17 protein-coding genes are annotated in these 17,781 nt (G+C 61.8%); 15 read left to right on the top strand and 2 right to left on the bottom strand.

Annotated features, from left to right (window positions below; translation table 11 throughout):
- Positions 1 to 128 precede the first annotated feature (128 nt).
- Complete coding sequence (locus tag HZB49_RS19400) at positions 129 to 332, bottom strand: hypothetical protein (RefSeq protein ID WP_291614288.1); 204 nt, start codon at positions 330 to 332, stop codon at positions 129 to 131.
- Between the two features lie 309 nt (positions 333 to 641).
- On the bottom strand, positions 642 to 2,714 hold the full coding sequence (locus tag HZB49_RS19405; protein ID WP_291614290.1) for a carbohydrate porin: 2,073 nt from the start codon (positions 2,712 to 2,714) through the stop codon (positions 642 to 644).
- A 379-nt stretch (positions 2,715 to 3,093) separates the two neighbouring features.
- On the opposite strand from HZB49_RS19405, the gene HZB49_RS19410 reads away from it, so the two are divergent.
- From HZB49_RS19410 to ruvB, 15 genes are all read left to right on the top strand, one after another.
- Entirely contained in the window at positions 3,094 to 3,399 is a 306-nt protein-coding gene (locus tag HZB49_RS19410; protein ID WP_291614293.1) for a hypothetical protein, read from the top strand.
- A gap of 59 nt (positions 3,400 to 3,458) precedes the next feature.
- A complete protein-coding gene (gene ihpA / locus HZB49_RS19415) occupies positions 3,459 to 4,730 on the top strand; it encodes a divalent metal ion exporter subunit IhpA (protein WP_291614294.1) in 1,272 nt (423 codons plus the stop codon).
- Positions 4,727 to 5,680 carry a divalent metal ion exporter adaptor subunit IhpB gene (gene ihpB / locus HZB49_RS19420; protein ID WP_291614297.1) on the top strand — a complete coding sequence of 318 codons (954 nt, stop codon included), beginning with the start codon at positions 4,727 to 4,729 and terminating at the stop codon, positions 5,678 to 5,680. The genes ihpA and ihpB overlap by 4 nt, the downstream gene beginning before the upstream one ends.
- Positions 5,670 to 6,035: a P-II family nitrogen regulator gene (locus HZB49_RS19425; protein ID WP_291614298.1), complete on the top strand. Its 366-nt coding sequence runs from the start codon at positions 5,670 to 5,672 to the stop codon at positions 6,033 to 6,035. Before ihpB ends, HZB49_RS19425 begins: the two co-directional genes overlap by 11 nt.
- A complete protein-coding gene (locus HZB49_RS19430; protein ID WP_291614301.1) occupies positions 6,028 to 9,237 on the top strand; it encodes a CusA/CzcA family heavy metal efflux RND transporter in 3,210 nt (1,069 codons plus the stop codon). Before HZB49_RS19425 ends, HZB49_RS19430 begins: the two co-directional genes overlap by 8 nt.
- The gene (locus tag HZB49_RS19435) at positions 9,234 to 9,614 is read left to right on the top strand and encodes a hypothetical protein (protein WP_291614303.1); all 381 of its coding nucleotides are present in this window, start codon (positions 9,234 to 9,236) and stop codon (positions 9,612 to 9,614) included. The genes HZB49_RS19430 and HZB49_RS19435 overlap by 4 nt, the downstream gene beginning before the upstream one ends.
- Positions 9,615 to 9,697: 83 nt before the next feature.
- Positions 9,698 to 10,195, top strand: a complete 498-nt coding sequence (opgC, locus tag HZB49_RS19440; RefSeq protein ID WP_291614305.1) for an OpgC domain-containing protein — start codon at positions 9,698 to 9,700, stop codon at positions 10,193 to 10,195.
- A 49-nt stretch (positions 10,196 to 10,244) separates the two neighbouring features.
- Entirely contained in the window at positions 10,245 to 12,425 is a 2,181-nt protein-coding gene (locus HZB49_RS19445; RefSeq protein ID WP_291614307.1) for a heavy metal translocating P-type ATPase, read from the top strand.
- A gap of 50 nt (positions 12,426 to 12,475) precedes the next feature.
- Positions 12,476 to 12,790, top strand: a complete 315-nt coding sequence (locus tag HZB49_RS19450) for a hypothetical protein (protein ID WP_291614309.1) — start codon at positions 12,476 to 12,478, stop codon at positions 12,788 to 12,790.
- A 23-nt stretch (positions 12,791 to 12,813) separates the two neighbouring features.
- Positions 12,814 to 13,068, top strand: coding sequence for a PilZ domain-containing protein (locus tag HZB49_RS19455; protein ID WP_291614312.1), 255 nt, complete (start codon positions 12,814 to 12,816; stop codon positions 13,066 to 13,068).
- Positions 13,069 to 13,102: 34 nt separating this feature from the next.
- Positions 13,103 to 13,576, top strand: coding sequence for a hypothetical protein (locus HZB49_RS19460; protein ID WP_291614314.1), 474 nt, complete (start codon positions 13,103 to 13,105; stop codon positions 13,574 to 13,576).
- A gap of 108 nt (positions 13,577 to 13,684) precedes the next feature.
- Positions 13,685 to 14,461, top strand: a complete 777-nt coding sequence (locus HZB49_RS19465; protein WP_291614316.1) for a hypothetical protein — start codon at positions 13,685 to 13,687, stop codon at positions 14,459 to 14,461.
- A gap of 4 nt (positions 14,462 to 14,465) precedes the next feature.
- On the top strand, positions 14,466 to 15,365 hold the full coding sequence (locus HZB49_RS19470) for a cation diffusion facilitator family transporter (protein ID WP_291614317.1): 900 nt from the start codon (positions 14,466 to 14,468) through the stop codon (positions 15,363 to 15,365).
- Positions 15,366 to 15,948: 583 nt separating this feature from the next.
- Positions 15,949 to 16,566, top strand: a complete 618-nt coding sequence (ruvA, locus tag HZB49_RS19475) for a Holliday junction branch migration protein RuvA (RefSeq protein WP_291614320.1) — start codon at positions 15,949 to 15,951, stop codon at positions 16,564 to 16,566.
- Between the two features lie 145 nt (positions 16,567 to 16,711).
- Positions 16,712 to 17,758: a Holliday junction branch migration DNA helicase RuvB gene (ruvB, locus tag HZB49_RS19480; RefSeq protein ID WP_291614322.1), complete on the top strand. Its 1,047-nt coding sequence runs from the start codon at positions 16,712 to 16,714 to the stop codon at positions 17,756 to 17,758.
- Positions 17,759 to 17,781: the final 23 nt, after the last annotated feature.

The following is a 17,781-nucleotide window of genomic DNA, read 5'->3' on the forward strand; positions in this document are numbered from 1 at the left end:
TAAAAAAACTCTGCATTTCAAGGTTTTTCAGCAGACTGCTAGAGCGAACAGAGTGCGTGCTCCGATTACTTCTTGCGACTCCGCCCTCAGGTTAGAGGCGTGCGCCTCCCGGAAGTAGGCTCATTCCATTAGAGTTGCAGGCCCGACAAGGCGGCCTTCACCGGTGCGATATGTGCAAGATGGCGGACCCGCTGCGTCGGATAGCCGAACGCCTCAACCGCCATTAAGGCTGGCTTGACGGCACCGTTTACCCGCGAAGCCGCCCCGGTCAGTTGCCCGGCGCCGTCGAATTGGTGGAAGCATCTGGTTGCGGCACTTTTGATGAAGTTCAAGCGCCGGCTCGCGTCCGTCCCACGAGCGAAACGTGTCTCTGTCCTGGATTCCGAGCCAGTTCTGAGCGGATCCCTAGCCGATATCAGCGACATCTCACCGATCTGCCGCTGGGGAGCGCCCGTTTCGCCTGGTGGTCGTGAGACGGCCGACGTTCCTTGCCGCTGGAGAGTTCCTGAGCAACATCACGGAAAGATGCGGACGATCACCGAATTCTTCAGACGGTCGGGGATCGGTGCCCGCCCCCGTCGTGTCATCTTCTCCGCAGCAAAGGCGGAGTGGAAAGTCGGACCCGAAGTAGGCGTTCGCCCTCAGAATTGCGCGCGCATCCGGACGCCGACGATCGAAGCCGGACCGCGGTCGCGATTGTACGCCGGATTCACGACGAGTTGATAGTTCAAGGTCGCGCGCCACGACCAGACCGGGAAGCTGTAGTAGCTTTCGATGATCTTCTCCGGACCTGGGTTAGGGAGGCGATCGTCGCCGACGAGGATACCGAGACCTCCTGCATCGAGGTAGGTCCGGCGCGCTTGCGAGATTCCGTTGACGACGCCGGCGAGGCCGAACGTATCGTTCGGCCGGTTCCAGCGCGATCCGGACAGCGACAGACCGGCTGCCACGGTAGAGTCTATGTCCGTAAATTCGAACGATTCCTTGGAGCCGTCGGCGATGCCGGCGCGAGCGAATACGCCCAGATCGGACGTGATTTCCTGCTCCAAATTCACGCTGATGCCGGCCCGGCTTTGATAGCGCCGGACCAGAGCGATGTCGGCCGACGCGTTCGTCGCCTGCGCGAGCGCGACGGCGTCGTCGAAGCGTCCCATGCAGCCGCGCGATAGAAAACCCGTGACGGCGACTTTGCCGGGCTTGCCCCAGATTGCGTGCCGATGCTCGATTTCTCCGATCCACTGGAATTGCGCGAACCCGGGATCCAGCTCGGTGCTGTTGGGCACTTTGGAAAGATCGAACACGCCGCCGCGGAAGGTCCAATCGCCCTTGTACCACTCGGCCGCGGCGCCATAGGTGAAGCCCCAAGAGTCGGCGGCGTAATCGAAGGTGCCGGTATCCACGACCGACCAGTTCATAAAGTCCTTGCGGGGATCATGTGCGTACTTGTTCGTGTCGAAAACGTCGGTGACCGCAAACTTTCCGACCGTCAGGACGACGCGATCGTTGGTCTGCGTCCCGGCGAACTGATTGATGTCGCCATCGACCTTGTTCGTTTCCCCTCCGAGATAGAAGGTCTGACGGAAAAAGGCGCGCGGAATCCGAGCGTATGGCGCAGCGGCGCCGACCTTGTAGGCCTCGCCGCTCGTGAAGCCTGCAACGCCTACGGTCGAACTCAAACCGAAGCCCTGATCGATCTCCGGATTTATCCAGAATTCTCCGCCTTCCCACGGTCTGATACCGGCATAGAGCGTCACGTCCCAGGTCTGGCGGGTCTGGTTCGGCGCAAGGCTGTTCTGCCCGCGATAAGGCGAGCGGAACGGCGCCGCGTACTGCTGCAGATAGGTGGTCTGACCATGCAGACTGAACCAATCGGTCTCGAACGGTTTCAAGCCGTCCTGCAGGGCTTGCCGCCCATTGTTCCCGAAGCGGTAGTTGAATCCCAAGCGAGCGGCGTGGACGGCGAGATCGGAGGAAGCCAGTTGCGCACCGCCGGCTATCGCTTTGTCCTTCGAGCCGTAACCTGTGTAGAGGTATTCAAAACGAGCCGACCAATCGCTCGACAACGCAACTTCCGCGCCCGCGCCCAAAGCCCTGCCAAGTCGCGTGAAACCGATTTTGTCGCCGTCGGCTCCGTCGGGTGGCCCGAGCCTCAATTGGTTGTAACTCCAGGCGAAGCCGCCGGTCGCGTAGAATAGCCAAGAACCGGGCGCGTAGCCGATGCGCGCCCGCAGCGTCCCGGAGGTCAGAACGGTCTCGTTGAACATTGCCGAGCCCTGCTTGCCGACGAGGGTGGCACTGCCCGAGATCGTATTCGGAAAGGTTACATCGGCTTCGACACCGAAAACCACACGCGATGGCAGCATGTAGTCGTAACCGGCGCTGAGTCCGATCGCATAGGAGCCGGTTCCCTTGAACGCGCTGAACGGGTTCGTCAGGTCCAAGGATCCGAAAGACTGGGGCGTTCCCGGTCCGGCCAATGAATATCGCGAGCTTCCGACGCCATAGGCGAAGTGGCTGCCGACAAAGGGCCCGGTCCAATCGACGGCCTGTGGATTGCGCGCCTTGCCTACGTCTGCCGATAGACCTTCGGCGGCGCCGCCGGCCGCAAGAAATATGCCTAGAACCATCCTCTTCATTGCGCCGACCGCCCACCAGTTCTCGAACTCGACACGGTACCAGCAGATTGGCAACAGAAAGTTGTTGCGCCGCGTCACGCTGGCGGCATGGAGGAAGTCTCCAGCCCCCGGGCGTTTCCTTGGAAATTTGCGCGTCGGCTATCGCCCGACGCCGCGCTTGAAGGGGCGGGAAATCCTGCAACAGGAGCCATCGGCGCTACCTCGGCGACAGTCCAGGGGGAGTTCAAGAAGCTCGACTGGCCGTTAGATTCGCTTCGCGAGCAAGGCGGCAGCGGCCTCGCGCGGAGCCGAAGGACTGCTGCGCGAGAAGGTGTTCGGGCGCGCCTCCAAAAGATTCCCCACAGGCGTAGCGAACATTGTGATAGTATTCATATATTGGATTTGCTAACCGTGGGAAATGGAACCCCGCGCTGGATACAGCTCTCGGAAGACCTCGCGTGCCCGTCGGGCGCTCTTGGTGTTTCTTGCCTTTGCGTATCTTTTCGTCGGCCTGGTCCATACCGTCTCCCACGCGAACGAGGCGGTCGCCGCGATCGCGGCAAATGTCGAATCGCTCTCCAATGTAGGATCCGACGACGGCGGTTCCAAAAAGTCTCCGGTGGTGGCCGAGCACTGTCACATTTGCGCGCCGATGCTCATGCCCCCGTTTGCGCGCGTCGCCGCTCCGTCGGCCCACGTGCTGAAGACGGCCTCCGCCGAGCCGAACTTCCTGGTCGAAGACCATCCGCGGCTTGATACGCCGCCCCCCAAGCACCTGACCTGAACACAGTCACTGCGTGCGGTTCTGCCGCGCGTCGTCTATTCGCGTTTCAGGTCTAAGCCATGCATTCATTCGGGTTCGCGCTGCGAGTCGCTTGCGCGCTGCTTGTAGTTACCATTCCCGCCCGGGCGGCGGAGCGTGCGCGAGCGCTCACGCTGCCGCAGGCGCTGCAGCGGGCGCTCGCGGCGAATCCGCGGTTGACGGCTGCCGAACGGGACATCGGCATTGCCGGTGGACTCCGGATCCAGGCCGGGGTTCTGCCAAATCCGGATGTTCAGTTCGAGCTCGACAATGCACTGGGCTCAGGACCCTACAAGGGCCTCCGCTCAGCCGAGACCAATCTACAGCTCAGCCAGCTTGTTGAACTGGGTGGCAAACGGGAGGCGCGGATCGCGGCGCGCGAGGCCGGCATCGGCGCGGCCGTCTGGCAGCGGCGCGCCACCCGCTTGCAGGTGCTTTCGGAAGCGGCGATTGCGTTCATCACCATCATCAGCGCGCAGCGGCGCATCGAGATCTTCGACGAGCAGATCGCAAGCTTCGATACCCTGATACCGCTGCTTCAAAGGCGCGTCCAGGAGGGCGCGTCGTCTCCAGCAGAGACGTTGCGGGCCCAGGTTGCGGCTGACCTGTTTGGCGTCGAGCGGCAGCGTACGAAAACGCAGTTGGCCCTGGCGCGCCGCGATCTCGCGATCCTGATGGGCGACAGCAGCCCTCGTTTTGGGAAAGCAGTAGGGAGATTGACCAATATCGGCGACCCACCGCCGTTCCGGTCGATACTTCAGGCGATCGAAGCCAATCCGCAGTTGATGCGTTGGACGGCGGTCGCCGCGCAACGCAACGCCGAGCTTCTGATCGCGCGCCTGAAGGTAATTCAGGACCCGCGCATTTCAGTAGGCTGGCGGAACTTCCAGGATACCAATGACAATGCCGTGCGCCTGAGCGTATCGGTCCCACTGCCGGTGTTCGATCGGAATACGGGCAACATTATCGCCGCCCAGGAGACGCTCGCCAAAACCGATGCAGAACGCGCAACTAACAAACTCGCCCTGACCAGCATCGTGGGCCGGGCTTACGACACGCTCACCGGCGCCCTGGCCGAAATCAAGCTGCTGCGGTCATCGATCATCCCGAACGCGCGCAGTGCTTCCGAGACGATTCAGGATGGCTATCTTCAAGGTCGGTTTACGCTGCTTGAGTTGCTCGACGCCAAGGGAACGTTCCTGCAGGCACTGCTCCGTGAACAGGAAGCTCTGCAGAACTTCCACATCGCAATTGCCACGATCGAAGGCCTTGTCGGTAACCCGTTTACGCTCACTCGCGAGACCTCAAGATGATGAGTCGGCTCATTCGGTATCTGGCCTTTATCTTAATTGCAGCCGGTGTCGCCTATGGCGGCTACCGTATGTTTCCGGCAACGTCAAAGACGACGCCGGCGGAAAAGGCGGGGAAAGAAGAACATAAGGAATCAGAGGGCATTGCGTTAAGCGACGCCAAGGTCGAAGCCGCCGGAATCGAGCTGGCGAAGGCCTCGCCCGGCGTGCTGCGAGACAGCCTGTTGCTGAACGGCATCGTTCAGCCGAACCAAGAGGCGCTGGTCCAGGTTACCCCGCGCTTTCCCGGCATTGTTAGGGATGTGCGCAAGCGCATCGGTGATATCGTCCAGCGGGGCGATATCCTGGCGATCGTCGAAAGCAATCAGAGCTTGACACCATACGAACTGAAGGCCGCGCTGGCCGGCACAGTGATCGATCGTCAGACCACTTTGGGAGAATACGTCTCCGAGCAGAAGCCAGCGTTCGTTATCGCCGACCTGTCGACTGTTTGGGTTGATTTTTCGGTATACCGACGCGACCTGAAGCGGGTCAGTATCGGTGACGAGGTGCTCCTTGATCCCGCTGATGGCGGGCAGCCAATCGAAGCAAAAATTTCCTATCTGTCACCGGTCGGCAGCAGTGATACCCAAAGTGCGCTGGCGAGGGCGATCGTATCGAACCGGGACCAGCGTCTACGTCCCGGTCTCTTCATCACCGGTCGGCTGACGCTATCTGCAAAGAAGGTCAATGTTGCGGTGAAATCGTCGGCATTGCAGACGGTGGAAAACCGCACCGTCGTTTTCGTTCGCAACGGCGAGAAGTTCGAGGCGCGCGATGTCGAGATCGGTGATCGTGACAAGGAGCTCGTCGAAATCACCTTTGGCGTCATCGATGGCGAGACGTACGCCGCGCGCAACAGTTTCATAGTCAAAGCAGAGATGGCGAAAGGCTCGGCCGAACATGAGCATTGATGGTGAAATGATCCTGGTGACCGCTCTCATCAGGCCATACATGGAAGAACATGTCGTGCGAAGCCTTCATGAGCTTCCCGAGTTTCCCGGCTTCACGTTCACCGCGGTCCGGGGACAGGGAAGCGGCCGGGGACAGGGCGGCTCCTACGTTTCGAGCGACACCGATCTGACCTACCACCAATTCCTCGAACTGCGGCTGGTCTGCCGAAGCGAGCTCGTCGGCGAGATTTGTGATCGCATCGCGTCGGCCGCCTGGACCGGCAGGAAGGGCGACGGTGTCGTGTTCACGACGCCGGTCCACACGTTCGCCCGCATCAGGGAGATCGGCCGGCATCCGGAGAAACGCGATGATTGACGGCATCCTTTCGTTCTCGATCCGCCAGCGCTGGCTGGTGATGATCGGCGTCCTGCTCATGGCCGCGTTCGGCGCGTGGAATTTCACGCGCCTGCCGATCGATGCCGTGCCCGACATCACCAACGTCCAGGTCCAGATCAACACCCGCGCGCCTGGCTACTCACCGCTCGAGGTCGAGCAGCGGATAACCTTCCCGATCGAGACCGGCATGGGCGGCTTGCCAAACCGTCAGAACACCAGGTCGCTGTCGCGCTATGGGCTGAGCCAGGTGACCGTGGTCTTCAAGGACGGCACCGACATCTATTTTGCCCGGCAGCTCGTCAACGAGCGCATCCAGCAGGTCAAGGATCAGTTGCCGGCCGGGATCGAAACCGCCATGGGCCCGATATCAACGGGGCTCGGCGAGATCTACATGTTCACGGTGGAAACCAAGCCCGAAGCCCGCAAGGCCGGCGGCGAGACTTACACACCGAGTGACCTGCGCACGATTCAGGATTGGATCATCAAACCTCAGTTGAGGAACGTGCCCGGCGTCATCGAGGTCAACGCCATCGGCGGCTTCGAGAAGCAGTTTCATGTACTCCCGGATCCGACCCAGTTGATGGCTTACAAGCTGAGTTTCCGCGACGTGATGACGGCGCTCGCGGCGAACAACGCCAACGTCGGTGCGGGCTACATCGAACGCAACGGCGAGCAGTATCTCGTCAGGACGCCCGGCCAGGTCGCGAATATCGATGAGATTAAGGAGGTCGTCATCGGATCGCGCAACGGCGTTCCGGTCCGCATCGCCGACGTGGCCGACGTCCGGGAAGGGCAAGACTTACGGACCGGCGCCGCGACTCTCGACGGAAAAGAGATCGTGCTCGGCACCGCCATGCTGCTGATCGGAGAGAACAGCCGCGCGGTTGCGCAACGTGTTGCGGCAAAGCTCAAGGAAATCGGCCGCTCATTGCCCGAGGGCGTGATCGCACGGGCGATCTACGACCGAACCCACCTGGTCGAAGCGACGATCAAGACCGTCGAAAAAAATCTGGTCGAGGGCGCGCTGCTCGTCATCGTCATTCTATTCCTGATCCTCGGAAATTTCAAAGCCGCTATCGCAACGGCCTTCGTCATCCCGCTTTCGATGCTCTTCACCATCACTGGAATGTTCGAAAACAAGGTCAGCGCCAATTTGATGAGTCTCGGCGCGATCGACTTTGGGATCATCATCGATGGCGCGGTCATCATCGTTGAGAATTGTCTGCGGCTGCTTGCGCATGAGCAGCAACGTTTGGGACGGGTTCTAAACCGCGAGGAACGCTTCGAGACGATACTGGCCGGATCTCGGGAGGTCATCCGCCCGAGCCTGTTCGGTACCTTGATCATCGCCGTCGTCTACTTGCCGATCCTCACGCTCACAGGGGTCGAGGGCAAGATGTTCACGCCGATGGCGTTGACCGTGCTGATGGCGCTTCTAGGCGCCAGCATCCTTTCAATGACGTTCGTGCCGGCCGCAGTGGCGATGCTGGTGACGGGCCGTGTCTCAGAACATGAAAACTGGTTCATGCGTGGTGCTCGGCGCATCTACGTCCCGCTTCTCTCGCTGTCGATTCAAAATCGCGCTTTTGTCGCTGTCGTGGCGGCAGCGCTAATAGTGATTAGCGGATTCGCCGCGTCGCGGATGGGCGGCGAGTTCATTCCAAGTCTCGACGAGGGCGACGTCGCGCTGCAGGCGCTGCGCATCCCAGGAACCAGCCTGACGCAATCGCTGGAGATGCAACAGATGCTTGAGAAGCGTCTGCTGCAGCTACCAGAGGTGAAGGAAGCGTTCGCGCGCACCGGCACGGCGGAGGTCGCGACCGATCCGATGCCGCCGTCGATTTCAGACGGCTACGTCATGCTAAAGCCGCGCGAGGAATGGCCGGACCCTAAAAAGCCCAAGTCGGCTCTCGTGAAGGAGATCGAGGAAGCCGCGGAACAAATCCCAGGCAGCGCCTATGAACTGTCTCAGCCAATTCAATTGCGCTTCAACGAACTGATATCGGGTGTGCGCAGCGATGTCGGTGTGAAGATCTTCGGCGACGATCTCGGCGTTCTGGCGCAAGTCGCGGGGCAGGTGCAAGCCGTCCTACAGACGATCGAGGGCGCCGCGGATGTAAAGACCGAGCAAGTATCCGGTTTGCCGGTGCTGACAGTCAAGCTCAACCGGCAGGCGCTCTCGCGCTATGGAATTAGTGTCGGCGACGTCCAGAACCTCGTTGAAATCGCGGTCGGCGGCAAAACCGCTGGGTTGGTATTTGAAGGCGACCGCCGCTTCGACCTCGTCGTCCGGCTGCCCGAACACCTTCGGTTGGATGTCGAGGCCATCAGGTCGTTGCCAATCCCCCTGCCGCCGCTGGAGAACCAGGCAAAGACCGTCCGCGCGACCTGGACGAACTCGCCGCTGGCCCAGATCCGTTATGCTCCCCTATCCGAACTTGCCCAGATCGACATCGCACCGGGTCCGAACCAGATCAGTCGTGAAGATGGTAAGCGGCGGATCGTGGTGTCGGCCAACGTGCGTGGACGCGACCTGGGTTCCTTCGTCGGGGACGCGCAGCGGCAGATCGGGGAGAAGATAAAACTCCCTGCGGGCTACTGGATCGGGTGGGGCGGGCAATTCGAGCAGCTGGTCTCGGCCACACAGCGGTTGACCATCGTCGTTCCCATCGCACTGCTGCTGATCTTCCTGTTGCTGTTCATCAGCATGGGGTCAGCGGCGGATGCATTGCTCGTTTTCAGCGGTGTCCCGCTCGCGCTAACGGGAGGAATTGTGGCGCTTTTGTTGCGCGACATTCCACTATCGATCAGCGCCGGCATTGGCTTCATAGCCCTTTCAGGTGTGGCGGTGCTCAATGGCCTCGTGATCATCACGTTTATCGAAAAGCTGCGCAGGGAGGGCCGCCCACTCGTCGATGCCGTTCGCGAGGGAGCGCTGACAAGACTTCGCCCCGTCTTGATGACGGCCCTCGTTGCGTCATTGGGATTTGTCCCAATGGCCATTGCCACCGGTGCAGGTGCAGAAGTTCAACGACCCCTTGCTACCGTCGTGATCGGGGGAATCATTTCTTCGACGCTTCTGACGCTGCTCGTTCTGCCGGCACTTTACGTGCTGTTCCGGCGCGAGAACGGGGAGCGAGACAAACGCCCTCAACCCGCACCCACTGGAGCAACGACATGAAGTACATCGCGATCCTCGTTCTTTCCCTCATCTGGTCGGCGCCCTCCTTCGCGCAGCACTCCCATGGCAGCGAGAAAGGGCCGAACGGTGGTCAGATGGAGGACGCCGCCGGCATCGACGCCGAGCTTCTGATCTCCGGCAACACCATCACGATCAACGTGTTCGATCCCGCGAACGGCAAGCCGGTTTCGACGAAAGGATTTAGCGGTGCCGTCCTGGTGGCAGGTGGCGGTGCTCGCGAGACAGTCACACTCGAGCCGTCGGGCGAGAACGCGTTGAAAGGCACTTCGAAAAACACGGTCGGTGCCGGCACAGCGATCACGCTGACGATCAAGACGGCCGAGGGGAAATCCGGCCAGGCGAAGTTCGGAAAGTAGGGCCAACTGCCCCGCCGCGCGGCAAGGGCGCGGCGGGCGACGACCGTGCACGCTTCAAGGAACGTCTTTCCACGGTGTAGTCGATGAACGTTCAAAACGACAATCTTCTGGAACGGCGCAATCTGCGCCTCGACCTCTTCAGAGGGCTCGCCAACTGGGCGATCTTCCCGGATCACGTCCCCAACAACGTGCTGTCGTGGAACACCGTAAGAACGGGGGCGATGGCGGGAGTTTTGATCGCCGCTTTGATAATCGACGCCGGGTACGAACTCCGGGCGGAGGCGCCGAAGGCCAACATCGTCGGCTTGGGCGCAACGACATGCCGACGGTTCAAGGAGGATGTCAAATCCGAACCCTCGATTCGAACGGCCTATCTGGCGTGGACCCAGGGATTCATGAGCGGAATCCTTTCGCGCAGGCCGCCCGGCGTCGACGAGGGGCTCGATCTCAATCCGGCGACCTTCGGCCTTCTCAATCAACTTCGCTTCCTGGAAGATCTGTGCGCCAAGAACTCGTCATTGGATTTCTCCGACGCGGTGGCGGCGCTCTACAAGCGATTGCGCGAGGAGGGCAAGACGTGAATCTAAAAAAGCGCTCCGAACATCGACGGCTGCGTTTCTGGAGCCGGTCATGAATGACACCGCACGGACGGCGAAATTACGCTTACGGGTGGATGGAATGGACTGCGCCGCCTGCGCAACGAAAATCCAAAACGCCCTGCAGCGCATGCGCGGCATCAGCGAGGTGACCGTCTCCGTAACCGGCGGAACGGTGACGATCGGACGCGATCCCAGCGATGTGGAAGATGACACCATCCGCGACCAGATTTCAAATCTGGGCTACCGGGTGGCTCGCTCGGAGCCCGATCGGAACGACGTCCAGAGCAATGGCCAGAAAGGGTCTCCGGCCCAGCACGATGTCCATTCGCATCTAGAAGACACTCCCGGCCGGTCTTGGTGGCAGACTGGAAAGGGGAATTTGGTCATCGCGTCTGGAACCGCTCTCGCGGTCGCATTCGCGATGGGAAAAGCCATACCTAGCATCGAGCAATGGGCATTTTTACTGGCGATGATGGTCGGCCTGATCCCGATCGCTAGGCGGGCACTTTTCGCGGCGATGGCAGGCACGCCGTTCTCGATCGAGATGCTGATGTCCATCGCCGCAGTCGGTGCGGTCGTCATCGGCGCGACCGAGGAGGCGGCAACGGTCGTTTTCCTTTTTCTGATCGGTGAGCTCTTGGAGGGTGTCGCCGCCAGCCGCGCCCGCGCCAGCATCCAGGATCTCACCAAGCTTGTTCCGAAGACCGCCCGTCTCGAAGAAGACGGTCAAATCCGCGAGATACAGGCCGACCGTCTTGAAGTCGGGCAGACGATCCAGGTCAGGCCGGGTGATCGCGTTCCCGCGGATGGCGTCATCGTGTCCGGAGAGAGTTCGATCGACGAAGCACCGGTCACCGGCGAAAGCACGCCCATCCGGAAGGGCCCCGACGAGAACCTGTTCGCTGGCACCGTCAACGGAGACGGACTGCTCAGGGTGCGCGTGACGGCTGCTGCGGCAGACAACACGATCGCCCGCGTGGTGAAGCTTGTCGAAGAGGCGCAGGAGTCGAAGGCGCCGACCGAGCGTTTCATCGACCGCTTCTCCCGATACTACACGCCCGGCGTGGTGGCGGTAGCGGTTCTGGTAGCCATCGTCCCGCCGCTGCTGTTCGGCGGCGCGTGGAGCGGCTGGATCTACAAGGCTCTGGCCATTCTTCTGATCGGGTGTCCTTGCGCCCTGGTTATCTCGGTGCCCGCCGCGATCGCTGCCAGCTTGTCTGCCGGCGCGCGTCGCGGACTGTTGCTGAAGGGGGGCGCCGTTCTCGAACAGATCGGCAAGATCACCATCGCCTGTTTCGACAAGACGGGCACGCTCACCGCCGGCAAGCCCCAGGTGACGGATGTCATCGGCTTCGAGCGGAGCGAGGGAGACGTCCTGCGTTTCGCTGCTGCGCTCGAGTCCGGATCGAGTCACCCGCTTGCTACCGCGATCCTGGCCAGGGCGGCGGGGCAACAGATCTCGGTGCCGCCCATGTCTAACGCCACGGCAATCGGCGGCAAGGGCGTCCAGGCGACGGTGGAGGGCATAAAGATATTCCTCGGCTCGCCCCATGCGGTCTCCGAACTCGCTCCCGTCACTGCCGACCAGAATGCCCGGATTTCGGCCCTCAACGACGAGGGCAAGACGGTTTCCCTGCTCGTCATGGACGGCAGGGTTGCCGGAGCCATCGCCATGCGGGACGAGCCCCGTCCGGATGCCAAGAAGGGGCTGAAGCTGTTGTCGGACGCAGGGATCCGGGCGGTGATGCTCACCGGCGACAACCGGCGCACCGCCAGCGCGATAGGCAAACAAGTCGGCATCGACGTCGAGGCGGAACTGTTGCCGCAGGACAAGCAGCGGATCGTCGGCCAATTCCAGAAGGAAGGTCTAGTGGTCGCCAAGGTCGGCGACGGCATCAACGATGCGCCGGCGCTCGCTGCGGCAGACGTCGGCATCGCCATGGGCGGCGGTACCGACGTCGCGCTGGAGACGGCCGACGCCGCCGTGCTGCACGGGCGCGTATCCGACGTGGCCGCGATGGTCGATCTGTCGAAGCGGACGATGATCAACATCCGCCAGAACATCGCCGTCGCACTCGGGCTGAAGGCGGCGTTCCTCGTCACCACCATCGTCGGACTGACGGGGTTGTGGCCGGCCATTCTCGCCGACACTGGTGCGACTGTGCTTGTGACGCTGAATGCATTGCGCCTGCTCAAGCCACCCGCGACCTGAGGCTACATCCGTTCGCAACGCGACGTTCGCTTCAACAGAAGGACAACAAGATGGCCTTCGACCAATACCACGAACCGCCGGAGGAACTCTCCCAGGAAATCCGCACCTTCGCCCGCATGATCACGTCGCTGATCGAGGAGGCGGAGGCGATCAGTTGGTACGAACAGCGCATGTCGGTGGAGAAGGATAAGGACGCCAAGGCGATCATGGCGAACGCGCAGAAGGAGGAGTTCAAGCACTTCGGCATGAACCTCGAGTTTTTGCTGCGCAAGAAGGCGGATTGGCGGACCGAGCTCCAGGGCATCCTGTTCACGAAGGGTGATATCGTCAAGCAGGGCGAGGCGGCCGAAAAGAAAGTCGACTAGGCATGTCGCGGTGGGAAGCCCTCATGGAAGACAAGCGCAGACTGCGGCGGACACGCGTCTTGAAAGCCGGAGCGATCTCGTTCGGTGGGGCGGCGATATCTTGCACGGTGCGCAACCTGACGAAGTCGGGCGCCATGCTGGACGTCGCCAGCCCGCTCGGCGTCCCGAGGGAATTCACGTTGGTGATCTCGTCCGAGGGGGTTCGCCACGAATGTCGGATCGTTTGGATCAAGGAAAGGCGTATCGGCGTCTCTTTCAAACCGAGTGGAGAATCTTGAAGGTGCGGTCGACGCCTGTTGCAGAAAGGATCTCATGTCGCGTTTTGTCATAGCGTTGCTGATTTGCCTTACGACCTCTGGCGCGATGGCGCGTGCTTCAGGCCAGGCCCAAGGGCGACTCGTCCCCTTGTCTTCCGGCCAGTACAGCCGGCTGTCGCCGGCCATCCGCTCCGCACTGGAGTTGGCGAAGCGCGCATGCGGGGATGAATACATCACCGTGCGCAACGGGTTTCTGCGGTATCTGCAGGGGCCGGTGGGAGAAGAATTCACAGCGGTGCACTTCGACCAGATCGGCTGCGGGAACAGAGCGGAAGTCTGTACGTCCAGCGGATGTCTCCACCGCGTTTTTGTCTACCGGGCTGGTTTGCAGCGGGAGGTCTGGCGGGGAAACGTTTTCGAAATTGACATGTCGATCGTATCCGGCGTCCCATCCATCGAAGTGCACTGCGGCGGATACGACCATAGTTGCTACAGGCGGTTGATCTGGAACGGGAGCCGGTTTCGTTGAATCCATGGAAGAGTGGATCGTAGAGCAATGACGTCATCGATACTCGCGCACTTGCACTTCGGGGGCGCGGACCTCAGTTTTCGTAAGAAATTTCGGTTGTTCTTCACGGTGGCCGTGGTCGTGCTGGCGCTCGGCTGCGTCAAGGTAGCCGTGCACTACTACAGCCTCGAAATCCTGGAGCTCAACAGCCTGCTGACCAGCGGCATTGGCGGCGCCATCTTCATCATCGGATTCCTGCTCTCGAGCGTGCTCGCCGACTACAAGGAGGCCGAGCGCATTCCGGCGGACATCCGCACCTCGATCGAGGCTATCGACGGCGACCTGGAGTCCTTCGCGTCGATCAACGCCGAGTTCGATCTGGCCGGATGCCGGCGGATTCTACTGGCGACGATCGACAAGCTGCGATCCGGACTGGGTCATGCGCGAGACCACAAGGATATCCCTCCCGTCCTCGCCGAGATCGATAAGCTTACTCCGATCTTCGGTCGGCTCGAATCGATGGGGATGACGGCCAATTTCGTAGTCCGGCTGCGCACCACGCAGGACGTGCTGCGCAGGTCGATGCTGCGCATCTACCAGATCCAGCGGGTCGAGTTCGTTCCGTCGGTCCACGTGCTGGTCCAGACGCTGGTGTTCTCGATCGTCGCCATGATGCTGTTCCTGAAGACCGAAGGTGATCCGGCATCGGCCATCATGTTCGGATTCATTTCGTATATGTTTGTCTACGCCCTGTATTTGGTGCGGCTTCTCGAACAGCCCTTCGCCAAGGGACACGGCTCCGTGGACGATGTCAGTTTCTTCCTGCTGGACGAGCTCGAGGCGGGCTTGCGCAGATCGCTGAACGAGCACGTCTCTTTGCATCCAGTCTCAAACCCCGGGAGTTGAAGTCATGCACGGTGGGGATGCCGCAGGAACCGCGGCCGCGCAACACGCGGGAAAGCTGGCGTGGGCGCTCGGCCTGACGGCGACGTACATGGTGGCGGAGGTCATCGGCGGTCTGATCACGGGCAGCCTGGCGCTGCTGGCCGACGCCGCCCACATGCTCACCGATGTCGGCGGCCTGGCGCTCGCGCTGCTCGCGATCCGCTTTGCGGCGCGCGAGGCGACGCCGCAGCGGACCTACGGATACCTTCGGATGGAGGTTCTGTCCGCGCTGACCAACGCGGTCGTGTTGCTGCTGCTCACGGTCTACATATTATATGAAGCCTATCAGCGCTTCGTATCTCCGCCGGAAGTCCTGAGCGGACCGATGCTGATCGTTGCGGCGATCGGACTGGTAGTCAATCTCATCAGCATGCGCCTCTTGGCGGGCGGGTCATCGGAAAGCCTCAACGTGAAGGGCGCCTATTTCGAGGTGCTGAGCGACATGCTCGGCTCGATCGGAGTGATCGTCGCCGCCCTTCTCATGATGTGGAAAGGCTGGCGGCTCGCCGATCCGATCATAGGTGCCGGCATCGGCCTGTTCATCGTGCCGCGGACCTGGGGGCTACTGAAGCAGGTTATGCACATCCTGATGGAGGGCACGCCCCCCAACGTCGACGTGAGCGCGCTCGAGCGGAAACTCGCGGCGATCGCGGGCGTAATCGCCGTCCATGATCTCCACGTTTGGACAGTGACGTCCGGCTTCGACGCCATGAGCTGCCATCTGGTCGTCGCCGACATGTCGAGGGGGCGCGAGGCGCTGCGGGAAGCCCGCCGCTTGATGAAGGACGACTTCGCGATAGACCACGTTACGATCCAGATCGAGGATGATGCCCTAAGGGCGGAGGAGGTCATATTCCACGTTTAGCACTCAGTATTTGGGCCGCAAATCGGGTTCCGGCTGGGCCTGCGGAACCGGGCCGGCGTCCGTCTGTGCTCTTTTGCACAGCTCGCGGCGATCAGCGACTTTCGGACGCAGCCGTGCCGCTTGATCGTTCTGTTGCTGTATCCAGACCAGCTCGACATCTTGTAGCAATCCGATTCGAATCGCTGGGGTAGGCATGGCGAAACCAAGCTTATTCACCTCTCGCGCATGATTGTGCTCGGACGCAAGCTCGATGTTGTAGCGCTCTAATAAATTATATAGGTGTTTCAATGATATATAAATGAGGTAGTTTTATTCTGAATGGCGCTCCCAAGAAGATTCGAACTCCCGACAGACGTCCTCCCGACATTCGAAGGGCGATCTGATAACACCGCACCTAGCCGAACTTGAGTTTCCCAGTAAACGTTATATCCATCCCGGCGGTTAGACCGGGATGGCGGTTGAGTTGTAACAAAAGTGGTTGCAGGGGCGGCTTTAAATCTCCACGGCCAACAAGTGTCGGTCTCGGTCAAAACCTGCCCGGCCATGACGAAATGGGTGTGCGCGTCGAGTCCAGGGTTTCAAGATGATCGGTAAGCTCAAGGGTCTGATCGATTCCTACGGCGAGGATTATGTCATCCTCGACGTCGGCGGCGTCGGCTACCAGGTGCATTGCTCCGCGCGCACGCTGCAGGCGCTGCCGGCGCCGGGCGAGGCCGCCGTACTGTCGATCGAGACTTACGTGCGCGAGGACCAGATAAAACTGTTCGGCTTCCGCACCGATCACGAGCGCGAATGGTTCCGCCTGCTGCAGACCGTGCAGGGCGTCGGCGCCAAGGTCGCGCTGTCCGTGCTCGGCACGCTGCCGCCGTCGGAGCTGGCGAATGCCATCGCACTGCGCGACAAGGCGTCGGTGGCGCGCACGCCGGGCGTCGGCCCGAAGGTCGCCGAGCGCATCGTCACGGAGCTCAAGGACAAGGCGCCGGCCTTTGCCAATGTCGATCCGGCGGTCGTTCATCTCGCCGGCGCCATCGACGATCACCGTGCGCCGCGGCCCGTGGCTGACGCGATCTCCGCGCTGGTCAATCTCGGCTACGGCCAGCCGCAGGCGGCAGCGGCAATCGCCGCCGCGGCGCGCAGCGCCGGTGAGAAGGCCGAGACCGCGCAGCTGATCCGGCTGGGCTTGAAGGAACTGGCGAAGTGAGTGGATTTTCTCGCATCGTTGGGCAGGAGTTCGTAGGGTGGGCAAAGCGAAGCGTGCCCACCTCCAAGTGCGCCGACCGACGTGATGGTGGGCACGGCGCCAAGGGCGCCTTTGCCCACCCTGCGGCACCGGAGGAATCGGCGAAGTGACCACGCCCTCCCGCATCGTCACGCCCGAGCGCCGCAGCGACGATGTCGGCGACACTGCGCTGCGCCCGCAATTGCTGTCCGAATTCGTTGGACAAGCGCAGGCGCGGAAGAATCTCTCGATCTTCATCGAAGCGGCGCGCAAGCGCGGCGAGGCGCTGGATCATGTGCTGTTCGTCGGCCCACCGGGGCTGGGCAAGACCACGCTGGCGCAGATCGTGGCGCGCGAGCTCGGCGTCGGCTTCCGCGCCACGTCAGGTCCTGTCATTGCCAAGGCTGGCGATCTCGCCGCTCTCCTCACCAATCTCGAAGAGCGTGACGTGCTCTTCATCGACGAGATCCATCGCCTCAGCCCGGCGGTCGAGGAAGTGCTCTATCCCGCGATGGAGGATTTCCAGCTCGACCTCATCATCGGCGAGGGGCCGGCGGCGCGCTCGGTGAAGATCGAGCTGGCGAAATTCACCCTGGTCGGCGCCACCACGCGTGCCGGTCTGCTCACCAATCCCTTGCGCGACCGCTTCGGCATTCCGGTGCGTCTCAATTTCTATACCGAGGAGGAGCTCGAGAAGATCGTCACCCGCGGCGCCCGCGTGCTCAACATCGGCATGTCCCCCGACGGCGCCAACGAGATCGCCCGCCGCGCCCGCGGCACGCCGCGCATCGCCGGCCGCCTGCTGCGCCGGGTGCGCGATTTTGCTTCGGCTGCGAACGCGACCTCGATCGACCGCGCCATCGCCGATCATGCGCTGAGCGCGCTCGAGGTCGATGCCGCCGGCCTCGATGCCATGGATCGCCGCTACCTCACCACCATTGCGCTGAACTATGGCGGCGGTCCGGTCGGCGTCGAGACCATGGCGGCCGCGCTGTCGGAGCCGCGCGATGCCATCGAGGACATCATCGAGCCCTACCTGATCCAGTGCGGCTATCTGCAGCGCACCCCGCGCGGGCGGCTGCTGACCTCGCATGCCTTCCGCCACCTGGGCCTGGCCGAGCCGGCGCGAGATCCGGCGCAATTTGGACTGTTCGGCGGCGACAGCGACGATTAGCGTCGAACCTGACCCCTGCCTTC

The organism is Bradyrhizobium sp. (assembly GCF_016219575.1).
Lineage (GTDB): Bacteria > Pseudomonadota > Alphaproteobacteria > Rhizobiales > Xanthobacteraceae > Bradyrhizobium.